General features: G+C 44.9%; 15 protein-coding genes. All 15 read right to left on the reverse strand.

Going from position 1 to position 16428, the window contains the following annotated elements:
• Nucleotides 1–11: 11 nt before the first annotated feature.
• The gene (gene flgK, locus DNHGIG_RS05410) at nt 12–1472 is read right to left on the reverse strand and encodes a flagellar hook-associated protein FlgK (protein ID WP_282198702.1); all 1461 of its coding nucleotides are present in this window, start codon (nt 1470–1472) and stop codon (nt 12–14) included.
• A 30-nt stretch (nt 1473–1502) separates the two neighbouring features.
• On the reverse strand, nt 1503–1997 hold the full coding sequence (locus DNHGIG_RS05415; RefSeq protein WP_282198703.1) for a flagellar protein FlgN: 495 nt from the start codon (nt 1995–1997) through the stop codon (nt 1503–1505).
• Nucleotides 1998–2009: 12 nt separating this feature from the next.
• A complete protein-coding gene (gene flgM / locus DNHGIG_RS05420) occupies nt 2010–2312 on the reverse strand; it encodes a flagellar biosynthesis anti-sigma factor FlgM (RefSeq protein ID WP_282198704.1) in 303 nt (100 codons plus the stop codon).
• Nucleotides 2313–2515: 203 nt separating this feature from the next.
• Complete coding sequence (locus DNHGIG_RS05425) at nt 2516–2899, reverse strand: TIGR03826 family flagellar region protein (protein WP_282198705.1); 384 nt, start codon at nt 2897–2899, stop codon at nt 2516–2518.
• A 923-nt stretch (nt 2900–3822) separates the two neighbouring features.
• Complete coding sequence (locus DNHGIG_RS05430) at nt 3823–4146, reverse strand: hypothetical protein (RefSeq protein ID WP_282198706.1); 324 nt, start codon at nt 4144–4146, stop codon at nt 3823–3825.
• Nucleotides 4147–4270: 124 nt separating this feature from the next.
• Complete coding sequence (locus tag DNHGIG_RS05435; RefSeq protein ID WP_282198707.1) at nt 4271–5221, reverse strand: 5-oxoprolinase subunit C family protein; 951 nt, start codon at nt 5219–5221, stop codon at nt 4271–4273.
• A gap of 184 nt (nt 5222–5405) precedes the next feature.
• Complete coding sequence (locus tag DNHGIG_RS05440) at nt 5406–6164, reverse strand: LamB/YcsF family protein (protein WP_282198708.1); 759 nt, start codon at nt 6162–6164, stop codon at nt 5406–5408.
• 471 nt (nt 6165–6635) lie between these two features.
• Nucleotides 6636–7352: a 5-oxoprolinase subunit PxpB gene (pxpB, locus tag DNHGIG_RS05445; RefSeq protein WP_282198709.1), complete on the reverse strand. Its 717-nt coding sequence runs from the start codon at nt 7350–7352 to the stop codon at nt 6636–6638.
• Between the two features lie 125 nt (nt 7353–7477).
• Nucleotides 7478–8266, reverse strand: coding sequence for an IclR family transcriptional regulator (locus DNHGIG_RS05450; RefSeq protein ID WP_282198710.1), 789 nt, complete (start codon nt 8264–8266; stop codon nt 7478–7480).
• 710 nt (nt 8267–8976) lie between these two features.
• Entirely contained in the window at nt 8977–10128 is a 1152-nt protein-coding gene (locus DNHGIG_RS05455) for a glycerate kinase family protein (RefSeq protein WP_282198711.1), read from the reverse strand.
• A complete protein-coding gene (locus DNHGIG_RS05460) occupies nt 10125–11684 on the reverse strand; it encodes an acyl CoA:acetate/3-ketoacid CoA transferase (protein ID WP_282198712.1) in 1560 nt (519 codons plus the stop codon). Before DNHGIG_RS05460 ends, DNHGIG_RS05455 begins: the two co-directional genes overlap by 4 nt.
• A gap of 16 nt (nt 11685–11700) precedes the next feature.
• Nucleotides 11701–12723, reverse strand: coding sequence for an ABC transporter permease (locus DNHGIG_RS05465; RefSeq protein WP_282198713.1), 1023 nt, complete (start codon nt 12721–12723; stop codon nt 11701–11703).
• Between the two features lie 15 nt (nt 12724–12738).
• Complete coding sequence (locus DNHGIG_RS05470) at nt 12739–13677, reverse strand: ABC transporter permease (protein ID WP_282198714.1); 939 nt, start codon at nt 13675–13677, stop codon at nt 12739–12741.
• 5 nt (nt 13678–13682) lie between these two features.
• A complete protein-coding gene (locus DNHGIG_RS05475; RefSeq protein WP_282198715.1) occupies nt 13683–15173 on the reverse strand; it encodes a sugar ABC transporter ATP-binding protein in 1491 nt (496 codons plus the stop codon).
• 72 nt (nt 15174–15245) lie between these two features.
• On the reverse strand, nt 15246–16409 hold the full coding sequence (locus tag DNHGIG_RS05480; protein WP_282198716.1) for an ABC transporter substrate-binding protein: 1164 nt from the start codon (nt 16407–16409) through the stop codon (nt 15246–15248).
• Between the last annotated feature and the right edge of the window lie 19 nt (nt 16410–16428).

Raw genomic sequence — 16428 nt, forward strand, 5'->3', positions numbered from 1 at the left:
GATCAAGTCATTTACCGAGTAATCCCCATTCCCGTAACAATCGTATTTAACAGCGAGTCGATCGTCGTTACCATCCGCGCTGCCGCACCGTACGCCTGCTGATATTTGATCATATTAGCCATTTCTTCATCAAGAGAGACACCGCTGACCGATTGACGCATGGTGTCCATCTGGTTGACCAAGGAATTCTGGTTCTTCTCCATTTGATCGGCCTCTTGCCCTTGAACTCCCAATTGGCCAACCATCGAGCGAAGAAAATCCTCAAAAGTACCCGCGGAGGAAGTCGCAAATGTTACGCTTTGGTTATACATATTACCAATGGATAATGCGTTGTTTCCATCTCCGCTTAAAGTACCCGAATCATTTGTATAAATCGAATTTGGCGAAGCAGCAGCTATGAGGCTTGTGTCCGTTATAGCTACCTGAATACTCGCCGCCGGGTTGCTTGGATTCGCAGTAAAGAAATCTACATTTGTAGGTTGAGAGGAAGACAAGGTATACCCTTGTTTATGTTGTGTATTGATCTGGGTGACGAGCGTGTTTGTAAAATCATTTAACTGGTTGATATACGTATCCACGTAGATGTTCTGCGAGTCCACCAACCCCTTTAGTTCTCCCGATTGGATGTTAAGCGAAGGGGTATCGTAGTCTGAGGACTGTGGATTTGTAATTGCATGATCTACGGTATAAAAAGTACCACTGTCATAGACCACGTGCTTCCAAGTGGTCGATCCGTCATCGACCAGGACAGTCTTATCTCCAACCTGAAGCGTGTACGATTGATTATTCTCCGTTACTTTTACATCAGCAATTTTCGAAAGTTGATCCACAAGGTAATCTCTCTGGTCGCGCAAATCGTTTGCATTCGCCCCAAAGGTCTCAGCGCTCTTGATTTGTACGTTCAGTTTTTGAATCTGATCAATATAGGAATTTACTTGGGTCACCTGCGTTTGAATGTTTGTCTGCAGATCGTTGTTCAGATCATTTAGTTGTTGGGCTGTTTCATTCAACAAGTCTGCCAGTTGTTTTCCTCTTTGCAAAACGACTGACCTTGCGGATGGATTGTTCGGGTCTGTACTTAACGTTTGCCACGCATTAAAAAACTGATTCAGCGCACTTGTTAGTCCGGTATCGGAAGGTTCATTCAAAATCGCCTGTAACTTATTCACTGTATCGCTCTTAACTTCCCATTCGCCCAACAACTGGTTTTGATTGCGGTATTGCGTATCCAGAAAGCTTTCACGCATGCGCGTAATCGATTGTACGTCGACCCCCGTTCCGATTTGGCCGACAAGTCCGCCACTCGTCATGCTCGGGTAGTACATAGGTTGAGAGGCAACCATATTCACCACTTGACGGGAATATCCCGGTGTGTTCGCATTGGAAATGTTTTGACCGACCGTATTGAGGGCGGTTTGTTGCGCGAACAGGGCGCGTTTCATCATTTCAAGACCAAAAAAGGTCGAGCTCATGCAAAAGTCCTCCTATCGCAATATCCTGCTTCATACCTTGGCGTCAAAAAAGCTTCTTCGCGGAGCCGACGCCGTCGTCCCCCGTTCGTGATACTGAATAGAGTTCGGGATATCAGTGAGCAAATCGAGTGTCATTTGCACGAACGCGAGCGACTGGCGCAAAAGCTGCGCATTGAGCTCATTGGCCTTCTTCAGTTCGTCCAGCACCGATGTGAGCCGTTCGATCATCCCCTTCATGCGAGCGGAGAGGAACGGATCTCCGAGCAGCGAAGGCAATTGACGGGCGGTCAGAGATTCTTCCGCCATCCCCTTTTTCCGCGCGAACGCAGCGACATGAGACATACGTTCTTTCTCCAACGATTCGATCCGCTGAATCCATCTCCATTCTTGTCCCGTTAAGGCGGAGAGCTTGTCCAACTCCCCTTTTATCAGAATGTCCTTTTTTTCATGGGCCAGAGACAATAACGCTTCATGCGCTTGAAGCAACTCATCGAAAATGGCGAACAACTGTTTTTCGTCTGTCACACGATCACCGCCTCATCGTTTGCCATGCCAGAAATCCACGATTTTCTCCGCCACTTGCCTTGAGTCCACACGGTAGGTTCCCGCCTTGATCGCCTGACGAATGGTCTCAATACGCTCAGTGTTTGCTGAGGGAACATTCGAAGTGTCTTGTACGGTTGTGCCGCTCGCCGATTCTTCCGCCAAACGCTTCGCTTCGTTTGAAATCTCGATCTGGTCTTGGCGATTGCCGCGGCGCCGTTCTTCACGCGGGACTTGCGCACCGATCTTCTGATACGCTTGTATCGGCGCTGTCCGCTGAATGTCATTGATTTTCATTCCATACACCCCTTCCGAAAAAAAGAGCCGAAACATGTCTTTCTCCATGTATCGGCTCTTTTTGCACTTTTGCAAAGAGATGAGAATCCGTGTATTCTTTCGTGACGGTCAATCATTGCACGTTATCGGCGAGAATCACCTTCAGATCCGCTTTTTTATACAGGATGGAGATTCCGCTCGATACGGTTTCCATCCTCCAATGACTAATTTTTGAAATAATACTTACCGGATTTCTTTTCCATAGAAGACTTCTCTTTTTTAACACTTTCGAATCCTTTTTGTAATTCGGCTGTACATTTGGAACAAAAACGCCCTTTGGAAATCAAATCGTTGCACCTTTCGCACGGATAAGTAAGATTGGGTGTATTGACCACTGTGAGGCGTCCTTCTCGAATAAACCGGATGATTACGTCAATCGGAACGCCTGTTTCTTCACTGACTTCATAGGTCGAAGCATAGCGATTTTCTTTCAGGTAGTTTCTTACATCCAAGAATTGTTGCTCTTCTTCGCGAATGCAAATGGGGCATATATCACGCGCCACCTTATTGAATAAGCGGCCGCAGTTCCGACAATTGGCCAATCCCATTCCGATCCACTCCTTCACCGACATTATACGGCAGGAGCAAGAAAATGTCGCTAGTTTTGGGAGAATTCTTTCATTGCTAAGCGAACATTGAAGTCCTGTGAAAAAGTCATAGATCAATAGGTAAATGCATCGTGAATGTCGAAGAGATAAGAAAACATAGAAAGAAATGAGCGATTACGATGAAATCGAAAGCATCAAGGCAATCATAATCCATCTTGTGGATTCGTGTATCACTGCCGGCTTAATGAAATCTGACGTTTACGTGGGAGTTTACGGGACTCACGTACGTGCCCAAGTGTCCGTTCATATCCTGAGGAAATCACGCTGCCCCCGTTCAAACGCATACAATCGGAAGGCAAATACCGACAAATCCAGAATAGGCGTATTCGTTGTGTGAACATGCCTTTGCAGAAGCGAAAACGGTATATGGACTGGATCGAACGCGAAGTAGGGGTCTGGAATGTGTGCAGAAACAAGCGCTGCTCGCCATAATTGTTAAAACTCTGAAATGCCGGTTTAAGAAAAAACGACCTAAAACCGGGATTTTAGACTGCCAAAATCCGTCTTTCACCGGACTTTTAGACGTTTTAGACCAATCGATTGGAAATACTAAATAATAAGGATATGTTCAAGATCGGAGTCGATGGTTCATGAGAAAATATACGTTATTGAGTATTGAAGAACGAATAAAAAAATCGAGAGGATTGCAAAACATGATTCAAAGCCGAAGAGAGCAACGGCCAAATGATAACAAACCTCGAACAGAGGAAGAAAAATTAATATTGATGGAAAGTTCCTATAGAAACTGGGAGAGAGATATGGTGAAAGTGGGAAAGAGGAAGTGGAAATATGTTGGAAAATAAGGAGAAGTATCTCGCGTAGACAACCGCCATGCTGGGCGCTCACAAAAAATAAACCAGCCGTCACTGACTGGATAATTGCTGCTTGTTCATTTCCTTCATCACATTCACGTCCAACCATAGATCCGAATATTGTTTGTGCACTAAGCGAATAGTCATATCTAGTTGCATAACTCGGGTTTCAATCGTATTTGCTTGTGACTGCAGGTGTTTCAAATCGGTTTTGACTTCTCGCACGTCCTTTTCTATGTTTTCTAACCTTTGTTCAACTTTCTCTAACCTTTTTTCAACGTTCTCTAGCCTTTGTTCAAAACTCTCTAACCTTTGTTCAAGCCGATCAAAACGACTACCCATTTGTTCCATTAATTGTTTCAATAATTCTTCCATCGCGTTTCGGCACCTCCCCTTTTAGAATTATATCACTCATTTGATTGGTACGGTACAACCTTCAAATGTCTATCCTCGTAGGTGATAACCTTAACCTTTCGACCACGCCCCATTGAACACACCCTCAAGCGAGCATCACTTGTGCAAGCTCGCGTGCCGCGTTTCTCGCGATCTCTTGTGCCTCTTCCACGGTAACCGCAACAAAACGGACGATGGCTCCGGGAGCTGACTGTGCCAATTTGGGCAAATCGGCGGAGATCACCGTGGCGATTTTGGGGTAGCCGCCTGTCGTTTGGCGGTCGGCCAGCAGGATGATCGGTTGTCCGTTCGCCGGAACTTGGATCGCCCCTTCCGGAATCGCGTCGGAGATGATCTCCGCCCGCCCACGGTGGGCCAACGGCGGCCCTTCCAAACGATAGCCCATGCGATCCGACTGCGGTGTGATGCGATACGTGCTTGAGAGAAATGTTGCGATCGCTGCTTGCGTAAAGTGATCCTCTTGCGGGCCGAGTACGACACGTACCACCGTTTCTTCCCCGTGGGATGCGATATAGTCAGGCGTTTTGCTCAGTCGCCGAGGCGCGAATGTCACTGCGGGTTCACCGATCGGCAATATGTCCCCCGTTTGCAAGGCACGACCTTGAAAGCCGCCAATGTGCCCTTTCAGATACGTGGAACGGGAGCCCATCACGATCGATACATCGATCCCGCCGGCAACCGCAAGATATGCCCGCACACCTCTGACCGGTTTGCCAAACTGAAGCACAGAGCCTGCCGATACATCGTGTGATGTCCATAGAGAAATGGGACGGCCATCTAATGTGGCTGACAAATCGGCACCCGTTATGGAAATTACTGTATCTTGATCTAAGACGATCTCCGGGCCAATGAGTGTAACTTCCAGGCATGCCGCACCTGGGGGATTTCCTACAAGCCAGTTGGCTGTTTCCAGGGCGAAACGGTCAAGTGCTCCTGCCACGGGGATTCCGCTTTTCTGATGGCCATAACGCCCTAAATCTTGGATCGTAATGAAAGGCCCTTTGGGCGCTTTGCGAACAGTGATGGTGCCTGGCATATAAACACCTCGATTCTGGTATGTAGCGGATTGCTTGTCCTGTTGACTGTGATACGGTAATACAATTTTACGCTAGCAAGTTGGATCCAACAAACAAAAATGCGTCCCCCACAATTACACTTACACGATTAGAAGATGATCGGCTCTTGTGAAAGGTTTAGTGTTAGGGAGTCAGCGCCTTGTATCACTCCCCTACCGCACGCAACTCCACTCCGGAGGATTGCAGCCGCTCCCGAATCTCTTTCACAAAAGCGAGCGCCTTGGGACCATCCCCGTGCACACAGACCGTGTCCGCTTGAATGGGGACATCCGTTCCGTCAGTCGCGCGAACGACCCCTTCGCGCAACATGCGGATTACCCTCTCGGCAGCTTCTTGCGCATCATGCAGCATCGCATCCGTCCGGGAACGTGGCGTGAGTGTCCCGTCTGCTTGATACGTGCGATCGGCAAAAACCTCTTGTGCCACGCGAAGCCCTGCGCGTTCTCCCGCTTTGACCAGTTCACTTCCTGCAAGCCCGAACAAAATCAAGTTTCGGTCGACGTCACGAACCGCCGTCGCGATCGCTTCCGCCAGTACCGCGTCGCGTGCCGCCATGTTGTAAAGGGCTCCGTGGGGTTTCACATGTTGGAGACAAACGCCCACTGTGGCCGCGATGGCGGCAAGTGCACCGATTTGATAGGCGGTCAGCGCATACGCTTCTTCCGGTGTGATACGCATGTCGCGACGGCCAAATCCCACGAGATCGGGCAAGCCAGGATGAGCGCCGATCGCGGTTCCATGCGCTTTCGCAAGCTTTACTGTCTTGAGCATGACCTGGGGATCTCCCGCATGGAATCCGCAAGCGATATTGACCGATGTAACAAGTGGAATCACTGCCTCGTCTTGCCCGATCGTATACACGCCGAAGCTTTCTCCCAGATCACAATTCAAGTCCACACGCATGGATCTCGCCTCCTACTTAGAAAAATAATTAGAAAATCTGTGGTTTATGGGCGTATGCTTTGAGGTCGCGCTCCTTGGAGTTCTTCGTTTCGGGCATATGCTTGGCGTTCATGCTCCGTGGAGGTCGTTTCAGCGGGTATATGCATTGCGCTCATGCTCCGTGAAGGTCGTCTCGCATGGAATAATGATCAAATGCCGCGAGACGACCTTCAAAGTCGCTATTACGCGCAATGCATATACCCTTTTACGTCCGAAAGGAAGCGAGACGACCTCCAAGGTCGCTGTTTCACGCCAAGCATATGCCTTCTTAACGGTTTATAGAAAGCGGAACGACCTTCCACTCACCTCTTCGCTGCAAAGAGATACAACCCATCCAAAAGCCGCTCAGTTTCATATAGCAGCCTTAAACTTCCTCTTTCCGCACGAAATATTTTCCTCTTATGATGGTTCCTCCCATGCGACATGGGGACGTCATTCCGATACGATGTTCACTTTCTGAGAGTTCGCTATCTTTTCATACGTCTCTGCGTCAATCGGAACGAAACGCACCCGATCCCCCGCCGACAAGAGGACGGGATGTTCGCGTGTTGGATCGTAAAGTTTGAGCGGGGTTCTGCCGATGATTCTCCATCCGCCCGGCGTTTCGCTCGGATAGACACCCGTTTGTTTGTCTGCGATGCCTACAGAACCAGCAGGGATGCGGAGACGCGGCTTTTCCAGACGTGGGGTGGCCAGGCGTTCGTCCATCCCTCCCAAATAGGGAAAACCGGGAGAAAAACCCAACATATAGATGAGATATTCTGCGCCACTATGTAACTTCACGACCTCTTCGACAGACATGCCGCAATGTTTCGCCACGTCTTCAAGATCGGGACCAAACTCTCCGCCGTAAAGCACAGGTATTTCTACAAGGCGGGCGGGAGGCATTTCCTCCAGGGACAAGTCATCCAACAGGTCACTCAGGCGGATGGCGAGCTCCCGATATCCAATGATGAGAGGATCATAATACACGGCAAGGCTGCGATAAGTCGGTACCCATTCTATGATCCCCTGGATCGGCTCCGCATCCAACATCTTGGAAAGTGCACGCACATGATCATGAATGAGCGGAGAGATTTCATCACCGAATTCGACCAACAACCCCCGATCCCCGAGCGGCAGCATCCGTGCCGGGCGATACAGTGTCATGCGATTAGTCCCCCGCTTTCCCGAATGTTTGTTTCATGTTCGATGGCCGCTTCCATCGCCAACGTTTACCCTTAACCCGAAACCTACGGATACAATCAAGACACAGATCAGTTTCAACGTTCCGATTACCGCTTATAGCCCAATGATTTTGAAATTTCTTCTGCCGTCCGCCTTGCTGCAGCTAACAAGACGGGAATGTCTTTTTCTTGAAAACGCGTATCCGGGCCCGCTAGAGAAAGACCCGCTACACACTGCCCCCGATGATCGAAAATGGGAAGGCCGATAGCTGCCGTACCTTCTTCAAGTTCCGCGTAAGAGACTGTATATCCCTTTCTCCTCGATTCACGCAAAACTGAAATTAGCTTGTCCCGATCGGTAAGGGTTCTTGACGCGTACGCCTTTAAGTCGACCCTTTGGAGATAAGATTCAATTTCTTCATCACTTTTGTAAGCCAACAAGATGCGCGGGCATGCGCCGGCATACAAGGGAGCACGTCTTCCCACTCTGGTATACACGCGAACAGGATGATTGCAATCCACTTTTTCGATATAAATTGCCTCATCTCCATCAGCAACGACGAGATTCACCGCTTCATCCACTTCATCGCATAATTGTTTCATCAACGGAAGAGAAATCGCGCGTATGTCGAGGCGGTCGGCAACCAACTGTCCATACTCTAACCAAGTAAGGCCGAGGCGATATCCGTATCCCTCCGTTCCCGGTGCGAGCAATCCGGCTGACACCAGACTCGTGACAAGCCGGTGAACCGTCGTTTTCGGCCAACCGGTGACGGCAACCAGTTCATCTAACGTAACGGTCGGTCGGTCTCTCCAATGCACAAGCAGTTCAAGCGCGCGGGACAAGCTCTTACTGGCTTCCAGTACCCGTCCCCCCTCAAACTTGTAGATATCCATATCCATAATTAAGCTTTGATGTTATTTTCGGAACTTTGGTTCCATTTTTATATTAGTATAAGATTACCTTTTTCCGTCGTCAATGGCACTCATATTTGTTTTCGGCGAAGTGTATGTTCATCAAGAAATCTTTGGCAATCAATTTTTAACCGTGATCTTTTTCTTGGATGTTAAAGAACACTACTCTCGCATGATTGATAAACTCAAAGAAACAGTTTCAAATCCCCGTATGAAAGTAGTTCGATTTATGAACCTCCTGCGATAGTTAATCATGATAGATGAGGGAAACTTTAAATAAATCCCATTTGGTCAGAAGGAGCTTGTTGAATAAATCCGTGAGGTAAAATCGAATAGCAAAAATCCGCCAATCGTTGGTAAGATAAAATGAGTAAACATCACCGCGACTAGCGGAATTATCTTGATTCAAGTACTAAACATTACAAAAGAAAATCCTTGTAGCGATTCGAACGTGAGGACCTTATGGGCAAAGGAACATCCATATGTGAGTAGTGGACTTGGAAAGAAAATGATGAATATGAGAACTGGTATCGAAAGGTTTTTCTCTATTCTCAAAGTCCAATCCCATCTTGAAAACCCATATTCGGCGAAAAACGTTAGCATGTGATGACTGTCGGCGTACTCGTAAAACCACGCACACGTTGTTAGGCTGGACACAAACAACATTAGAGATTTTGAGTACTTTTTCATTGTCAACCACATTTCGTTGTGATGAACCAATTTTTAGCATATAGCCTAATAATATTTTCTAGCGTGTCTACCAGGTATGAATATGCTCGTACCATCGATTCTTGCTCATTGATCGGTCTTGGACATATACTGAAAAATGCATCGATACCATGTTGATAGAGTTCTTGATACCCTTCACCCAGAGCACCGGATACACAAACTACAGTCTTACCAAATCGTTTTGCCCTTTTCGCAATTCCAATTACAGCTTTCCCGAATTCGGTCTGAAAGTCTGTCCGTCCTTCTCCCGTAATAACCAGTTCAACATCTTTTAAATGTTCATCAATTTGAAAAAGATCTAAAATGACTTCGATGCCCGGCTCCAAGGTTGCTCCACAAAAGGCAACTAGTCCGGCACCAGTTCCCCCAGCCGCCCCTGCCCCAGGTAGGTTCAAGACATCCTTTCCGAGGTCTTTTTCTAGAATTCTAGCAAGATGGAGTAAGTTTTTATCTAATTGTTCTACCATCTCAGGGGTAGCTCCTTTTTGCGGACCGTAGACAGCGGAAGCTCCATTGGGACCGCAAAGCGGATTTATAACATCACAGATAACTTGTATCTGTACTTTTTTTAAACGAGGATGCATATTGCAAGTATCCAATTTAGCGATTTTGTCTATATGCCTTCCTCCCAATTGGATCTCATTCCCTTTCTCATCTAAAGCTCGCAAGCCTAACGCTTGTGCGAGCCCTACCCCACCATCATTGGTCGCACTTCCCCCAATAGCGATGATAAGTTTCTTTACTTCAGGATGATCAAGTGCCGCACGTATTACTTCCCCGGTCCCATAAGTAGTAGTATCAAGTGGATTTCGCTCAATGTGAGACAGTTTCGTCAATCCCGAAGCAACCGCCATTTCCACTATTGCCGTATGTTCAATCAATCCAAAATATGCCGTTATCGGTCTACCTAATGGATCTGTGGCCTTACAATGTATCTTCTTCCCCTTTAAAGCCTGTAAAACTACTTCAACTGTACCCTCTCCTCCATCCGCGATAGGAATGCCAAGCACTTCGATATTTATCCCAACTCGCTTGACCGCCTCTTTAACAGCCTCAATCACTTCAAATGTCGACAGGCTTCCTTTATAAGAATCAGATGCCACGAGAATTTTCATGTCATGATCAACTCCATGGGACTTGGTTGAAAGATTCGAGGGTCCATTAATTTAAGATGATCAGAAATTTTGGGTTGAAAATCCATTTGCCCTAAAATGTCTCGTTCTAAGTCGATGCCGGGAGCAATTTCAACCAGTTCAAGTCCCTCTAATGTAAGCTGAAATACAGCTCTTTCTGTTACATAAATAACTTTCTTATCATGTTTAGCTGCATATTTTCCACTAAAGGTAATTTGATTCACATCACTTACAAATTTTTTATTTTTTCCTTCCTGTAGTATACGAATCTTTCCCCGATCAATTTCAACTTCTAAGCCACCAGTAGTAAAGGTAGTACAAAAAATAACTTTTTTTGCGGGCTGTGTTACATCGATAAATCCTCCACAACCGACAGATCGATTTCCAAATTTACTGACATTTACATTTCCAAATCGGTCCACTTCCGCTGCACCCATAAAGGCCAGATCTACACCTGCCCCGTGATAGTGATCGAATTGGCTGCCATGATCCAGAATGACTTCTGCATTTTTAGCAATGCCAAATTGATTAGAACCGATTGGAACCCCGCCAATGATGCCTGATTCTATCGTGAGTATAATGTCGGAATTAAGCCCTTCCTCTACAGTAATAGGTCCAATGACATCCCCAGGAATTCCAATTCCTAAATTTACGACAGCATTTTTGGTTAATTCTTGAACAGCTCGTCGACCAATGATTTTTCTAACACTCATTGGTAAAGGAGTAGCTTGCTCTACAGGAACTCGTAGTTCACCAGAATACACGGGATGATACACACAGTTTGGAATCTGACGATGTTCTTCCATTGGATTTTCTGCTATGACAACATAATCGACCAGATAACCCGGAATGACGACTTCTTTTGGATGGAAGGTCCCTGACTTCGCTAAATATTTTACTTGCACAATAACTTTTCCTCCACAAGCCTTCGCCGCTTGCGCCGCTGATAGAATTTCCAGTTTTAACGGTTCTTCTTCAGTAGTAATATTTCCGTTCTCATCCGCAGAAGTCCCCCGGATTAATACATAATCAAAAGATATGGCTTTATAAAACAAATACTCCTGATCATCAATTGTTAAAATTTCTACCAGATTTTCTTTCGTTTTGGTTCTTTCATTGAACTTACCTCCATCGATTCGAGGGTCAACGAAAGTACCAAGACCAATAGGAGAGATTTGACCAGGTAAACCATTTGCGATGGTACGAAAGAGATGAGTTAATTGACCCTGTGGCAAACAATAGGCATCGATTTTATTATCTTCAATCATCTTCCTGATTTTTGGAGCAAGCCCCCAATGCCCTCCAATAATTCGTTTGATGAGTCCCTCTTCTGCTAAATATTCAATACCATTGTTTCGATCCGATTGACCGGCAGCATGAAAAATCGTTAAATTTTTGGGATGACCAGTCTCAAGAAATCTTCTGCGTATATCCATCAAAATACGATCACATTGCCCCATACCACCAAAACCTGTAAAGGCAATCGTACATCCATCAGGTATCGTACGTACAAGATCTTCAGATTTTACGATTTTCATTTTGCTACACCACCTTTTATTGCCGTAATTTCGGAGCTCTTGAATATGCGATCAGGATGACTAAAAGTGTCAAACCTTGCACTACTTGTCGAACCCCCGCCGGCATACCACTTGCAACGAGCACATTCGTAAGCAAGGTTAAGACAATCGCACCCAATGCCGCGCCAATTAAGGTTCCTTCTCCACCGCTCAATTTTGTACCCCCAATTACAACTGCAGCGATAGATAATAACGTATAGTCATTTGCCATTTGTAATTGTGCATTACCACTATACCCAAGTAACACAAGTCCAGCCAAAATACCTATGACTCCGGAGAATACATAGGTCAAAATGACTGTGCGATTCACACGAATTCCGCATAGTTGGGCAGCCCGCCGGTTACTTCCCACTAAAAAAAGTGTTCGGCCAAATGTTGTTTTGTTAAGAACCAGACCCCAGACAACTAGTGTAATTATTGCAACAACTAATAGCCAACGAATGGGGCCAATAATCGGTTGCCCAATATCGAGGAGAAAATTCGGAATTGATCCTGAAGGCTGTCCTTTTGTGTACGCCAAGGTAATTCCATTGATTACTGAAACCATGATAAGAGTCATAACTAAAGGCGGGATACCAATACACTGGATCCCAATTCCATTGATGAGCCCAATAACAATTCCGAGAACTATAAGAATAATGATCGCGAAAGGCAAATGAGAGACTTTTCCGCCAATAAAACTCGCTCCCAGAAGTGCCCCCATTGACATTACCGCCCCTACCGATAGGTCAATACCCTCTCCACCAGATAAAATAACAAGTGTTTGACCAACTGTAGCAATCGCTAAAATGCTTGCTATAGCAAGAATATTTCCAATGTTATTTATAGAGGCAAAACCTGGACTTAAAATTTGCCCTAATATAAGAAGAAATAAACTTACAATAATTGATGGTGCATACACATTATTACGAACTATTGTGTTGAACCATTTTCTCGTTGTATTCTTTTTGTCTCTTGACGTTTGCGTTGCTTGTGTTGACAGCTGCTCCAACTCAACCATTTAATCCGCCTCCTTTTAATAAGTCAAACCTGTTCTCTTTCCTCTAAGCCAAGTTGCTCCAAGTACACCCATTAAAATGATTACCCCGGATAATAGATCCTGATAAAATGGTGAGATCTGTGCCGCCAAAACGGTTGTTGTAACCAGCCCCAAAAATATTGCTCCAAAAATTGCCCCCATTACTTCGCCGCTTCCTCCCAAGAGAGAAATCCCACCTATCACACACGCAGCAATGGCATTCAAGGATAGAGGTAATCCAACCAGAGGATCTCCTGATCCGACACTCCCAGTAAGTGCAATTGCGCCTATGCCGGATACAAATGCGGCGAACACATAAGTGAAAAATTGCATCCATTGTACGGGAATAGCCGATACATATGCCTTCCGTTCATCCCGGCCTAATGCAAAAAGCCAAATACCAGCGGGTGTCATTTTAATGAAGATCCATAAAACTAAGGCAATCAAAATAAAATAAACGGGCGTAGGAATTGAAAATAATAATCCATTATATAATTGAACAAAATCCATAGGTGCCTGGCCCCCAGGTGTAGGCATAACCCATAACGCTAATCCAGCCGCCACAGAGGATGTGGAAAAAGTTGCTAAAAGTGGATTCACACGTAGAAACCCGATGACGAATCCGTTGAGGATTCCCACTAGTATTGCCACTACCAAAGCAGATCCCAAAGCTGCTCCCATCCCCCATCCTTTTCCAAAAAGGGTAATCAACATAACGTTCACAAGTGACACGATAGCCCCTAAGGAGATGTCAATTCCACCGCCAAGCATAACAACCGCTGAACCTATCGATACACAAATGAGTGGAGCATAGGAAGAAATAAATCCTGCCAAAGAAGACAAAGATAAAAATCCCGGAGTGATAATAATGTTCAAAATGAGAAAAACAATCATCAAACCAAAAACGGGAAGTAAATTCCATTTAAGGATTCTCATCGTAATCATGCACCCCTCAGTATTGAAGCTGAGACAATATTTTCAGTGGAAATTTCCGATCCACTTAAAATTCGAACAATTTCCCCTTCATACATAACCAGAATACGTGACATTGGGGCCATCCGAGAAAGCTGAACGAGTTCTTCGTCATCACTTGAGACAAATATCACACTGGAACCTTCCTTAATTAAGTCACACATAATACGGTGGACATCAAGTCGCGCTTGAACATCGATTCCTTTCGTAGGGTCATCTGCCAATAATATGAGCGGTTTTGTAATGATCCAGCGACCAATCACGACTTTTTGTTGATTACCTCCACTCAATGTTTTGATCGGTTGTTTTGGAGTATCGAATTTGACACCATACTCGTGCAATAACTGTTTTTCGTCGATATTCTTCTGCTTCATGACAAGCTTTTTTACCGCACTAAGATTCTCGGAAAGAGATCTCCCTGCAAATACACCTTCATGCTCACGATCTCCTGAAATAAATGCCAAGCCTTCATTCACTGCATGACGAGGGGATGCAATATGTTTCTTAACTCCATTAATGTAAAGGTTAACAGTACCTTTCATTCCAAAAAGAGTTCTTACCAAGTCCGATTGACCATGACCCTGTAAACCTGCGATGCCAACAAATTCCCCAGGTCTTATGTCCAATTTAATGCGAGTTTTAAATTGCGTGAGATATAGTTCAGGCACTGACAAAACCGGATGTTCCGAAATATTACTCTCGTTTTCTATAGAATGAATCAGCGGAAACTTATCGACCACTTCTCTTCCACTCATCATCGATAAGAGCTCATTTTGATCCTTTTCTTCTATACCGACCGTTTCAATTGTTTCCCCATTTCTCATTACTGTAACTGAATCGCAAATCGAGTAGATTTCCGACATTCGATGAGAAATAAATAAAACAGAAGCTCCTTCATTTTTTAGATAGCGAAGCATTGTTTTTACAATTTCTACTTCTTCTCGATAAAGAGCAGAGGTAATTTCGTCTACAATTAAAATTTTCGGCTTTTGTATCAGCGCTTTTGCAAACTCAATGAGATATTGTTGATTGGGAGAAAGATCACTTACCTTTTTACCCAATAAATGATCCAGTTGCATTTCTTTCAGAATGAATAATGCCTTCTCCCTCAACTCTTTATGATCGGTAAAGAGGCCCAACCGTTTTGGGATGTTACACATTAAAAGATTCATTTCTACTGATAAATTAGTAAACAAACTAAGTTCTTGCGAAGTGATTACAATCCCTTGCCGTTTGGAATAAGCAGGAGAACGAAGCGCACAAGGTTTTTCGTAAAGTTCAATCTGTCCTTCATCGGGTTTAATAGCTCCTCCAAGAATCCTTGCCAATGTACTTTTACCTGATCCATTTCCACCTAAGAGCGCTCGAATTTCTCCTTTTTCCACAGATAATGTCGCATTTGACAGGGCTACGACAGAGCCAAAAGATTTCTTGATATTTTGACAGCGAAGAGCGATCATTAGATTCATCTCCCTTTGTATTGCATTAGCGGATCGTTGTTTATTAACGATCCGCTAATATATCAGTATTTTTTATTGAAATAAAGAATCCACTTGTTCTTGAGTAAGTGATGCATCAAGAGATGCGTTATCAGGCTGTCCTTGTCCCAATTTAACCGCTTCATCAAGTGAGATAGCTTTGGTAAATTTAAGCCCCTTCATCCAAGGTGCATCAGGTTGTGCATTTTTTGTCACTACATAGGGTGGATCTACTAAAATGGCATTCTTGAGATTTGGATCCAGCGGATTGGGTTGTAAAACTCCATCTTTGAATTTCTTACCCTGGAGCAAGTTTATCGTTACTTCTAATGCATCAACACCAACACCAGGTGCATATGGAACGGCAATCGAATTTAAATTCGGCATATTTGACCACTTACGTAAAAATCCAAACGTATAGTCCCCAGTCATAATGGGAGGAGATTGATTCGCGTTTTGATAGGCTTGTAAAACACCTTCGGCCATTACGTCCTGTTCCAAAATCCCATCGATGTTCTTATAAGTTGAGAGTAAGGTTGTCATTGCTGATTGCGCTGTTGACTCAGACCATTTACCAGGTACAGATGCGAGGACTTTTATATCTGGATAATGGCTTAATATGTCCTTAGCTGCTTGTTGTCGAATATTATCGGCTGTATTTCCAGGAAGACCTGTAAGTTCTACAATGTTTCCTTTTCCATGTAATTGATCGGCAATCCATTGGGTTTGGATACGCCAGAAGGCATCATTATTTCCAACAACAGCATAAGTGTCAGGATAAGCTGCAGGATCGTTCGTAATGACGACCAAGATTCCTTTCGCTTTCGCTTTTGCGATTACCGGCCCAAGGGAAGTGGCAGACACAGGATCGATCATCAAAGCGTCTACTCCACTGTTAATCATTGTGTTTAGCTGACTTAGTTGCTGCGAAACATCTGCATTCGAATTTGCGACTTGCAAGTCTTTGAGAATTCCAGAAGCTTTATACTTTTCGGCTGCCTTTTGAACATCCTCAACAAATTGCGATCGCCATGTATTTCCGAAATATCCATTGGCAAAACCAATGACGAATCCTTTCTTTTTATCGTTTGAGGCCGTGTTTTTATCTTGTAATCCAGACCCTGAACTCGAAGTTGACGTGGAAGTTCCGCAAGCTGTTAACATCGATAGTACTAATAATGCACCTGTAGCTATGGAAAACAGCTTATTCTTTTTCATAAATGGCTCCCCCCGTAAT

Source organism: Collibacillus ludicampi (assembly GCF_023705585.1).
In the GTDB taxonomy this organism is placed as follows: Bacteria; Bacillota; Bacilli; order Tumebacillales; family BOQE01; genus Collibacillus; species Collibacillus ludicampi.

Coding starts and splice junctions, on each gene's coding strand:
- DNHGIG_RS05455 (WP_282198711.1), bottom strand. CDS start 10,128: ATGAAAATTCTCGTGGCATCTGATTCTTATAAAGGAAGCCTGTCGACA.
- DNHGIG_RS05430 (WP_282198706.1), bottom strand. CDS start 4,146: ATGGAAGAATTATTGAAACAATTAATGGAACAAATGGGTAGTCGTTTT.
- flgK (WP_282198702.1), bottom strand. CDS start 1,472: ATGAGCTCGACCTTTTTTGGTCTTGAAATGATGAAACGCGCCCTGTTC.
- DNHGIG_RS05470 (WP_282198714.1), bottom strand. CDS start 13,677: ATGAGAATCCTTAAATGGAATTTACTTCCCGTTTTTGGTTTGATGATT.
- flgM (WP_282198704.1), bottom strand. CDS start 2,312: ATGAAAATCAATGACATTCAGCGGACAGCGCCGATACAAGCGTATCAG.
- pxpB (WP_282198709.1), bottom strand. CDS start 7,352: ATGACACTGTATCGCCCGGCACGGATGCTGCCGCTCGGGGATCGGGGG.
- DNHGIG_RS05475 (WP_282198715.1), bottom strand. CDS start 15,173: ATGATCGCTCTTCGCTGTCAAAATATCAAGAAATCTTTTGGCTCTGTC.
- DNHGIG_RS05435 (WP_282198707.1), bottom strand. CDS start 5,221: ATGCCAGGCACCATCACTGTTCGCAAAGCGCCCAAAGGGCCTTTCATT.
- DNHGIG_RS05425 (WP_282198705.1), bottom strand. CDS start 2,899: ATGGGATTGGCCAATTGTCGGAACTGCGGCCGCTTATTCAATAAGGTG.
- DNHGIG_RS05460 (WP_282198712.1), bottom strand. CDS start 11,684: ATGAAAATCGTAAAATCTGAAGATCTTGTACGTACGATACCTGATGGA.
- DNHGIG_RS05465 (WP_282198713.1), bottom strand. CDS start 12,723: ATGGTTGAGTTGGAGCAGCTGTCAACACAAGCAACGCAAACGTCAAGA.
- DNHGIG_RS05440 (WP_282198708.1), bottom strand. CDS start 6,164: ATGCGTGTGGACTTGAATTGTGATCTGGGAGAAAGCTTCGGCGTGTAT.
- DNHGIG_RS05450 (WP_282198710.1), bottom strand. CDS start 8,266: ATGGATATCTACAAGTTTGAGGGGGGACGGGTACTGGAAGCCAGTAAG.
- DNHGIG_RS05480 (WP_282198716.1), bottom strand. CDS start 16,409: ATGAAAAAGAATAAGCTGTTTTCCATAGCTACAGGTGCATTATTAGTA.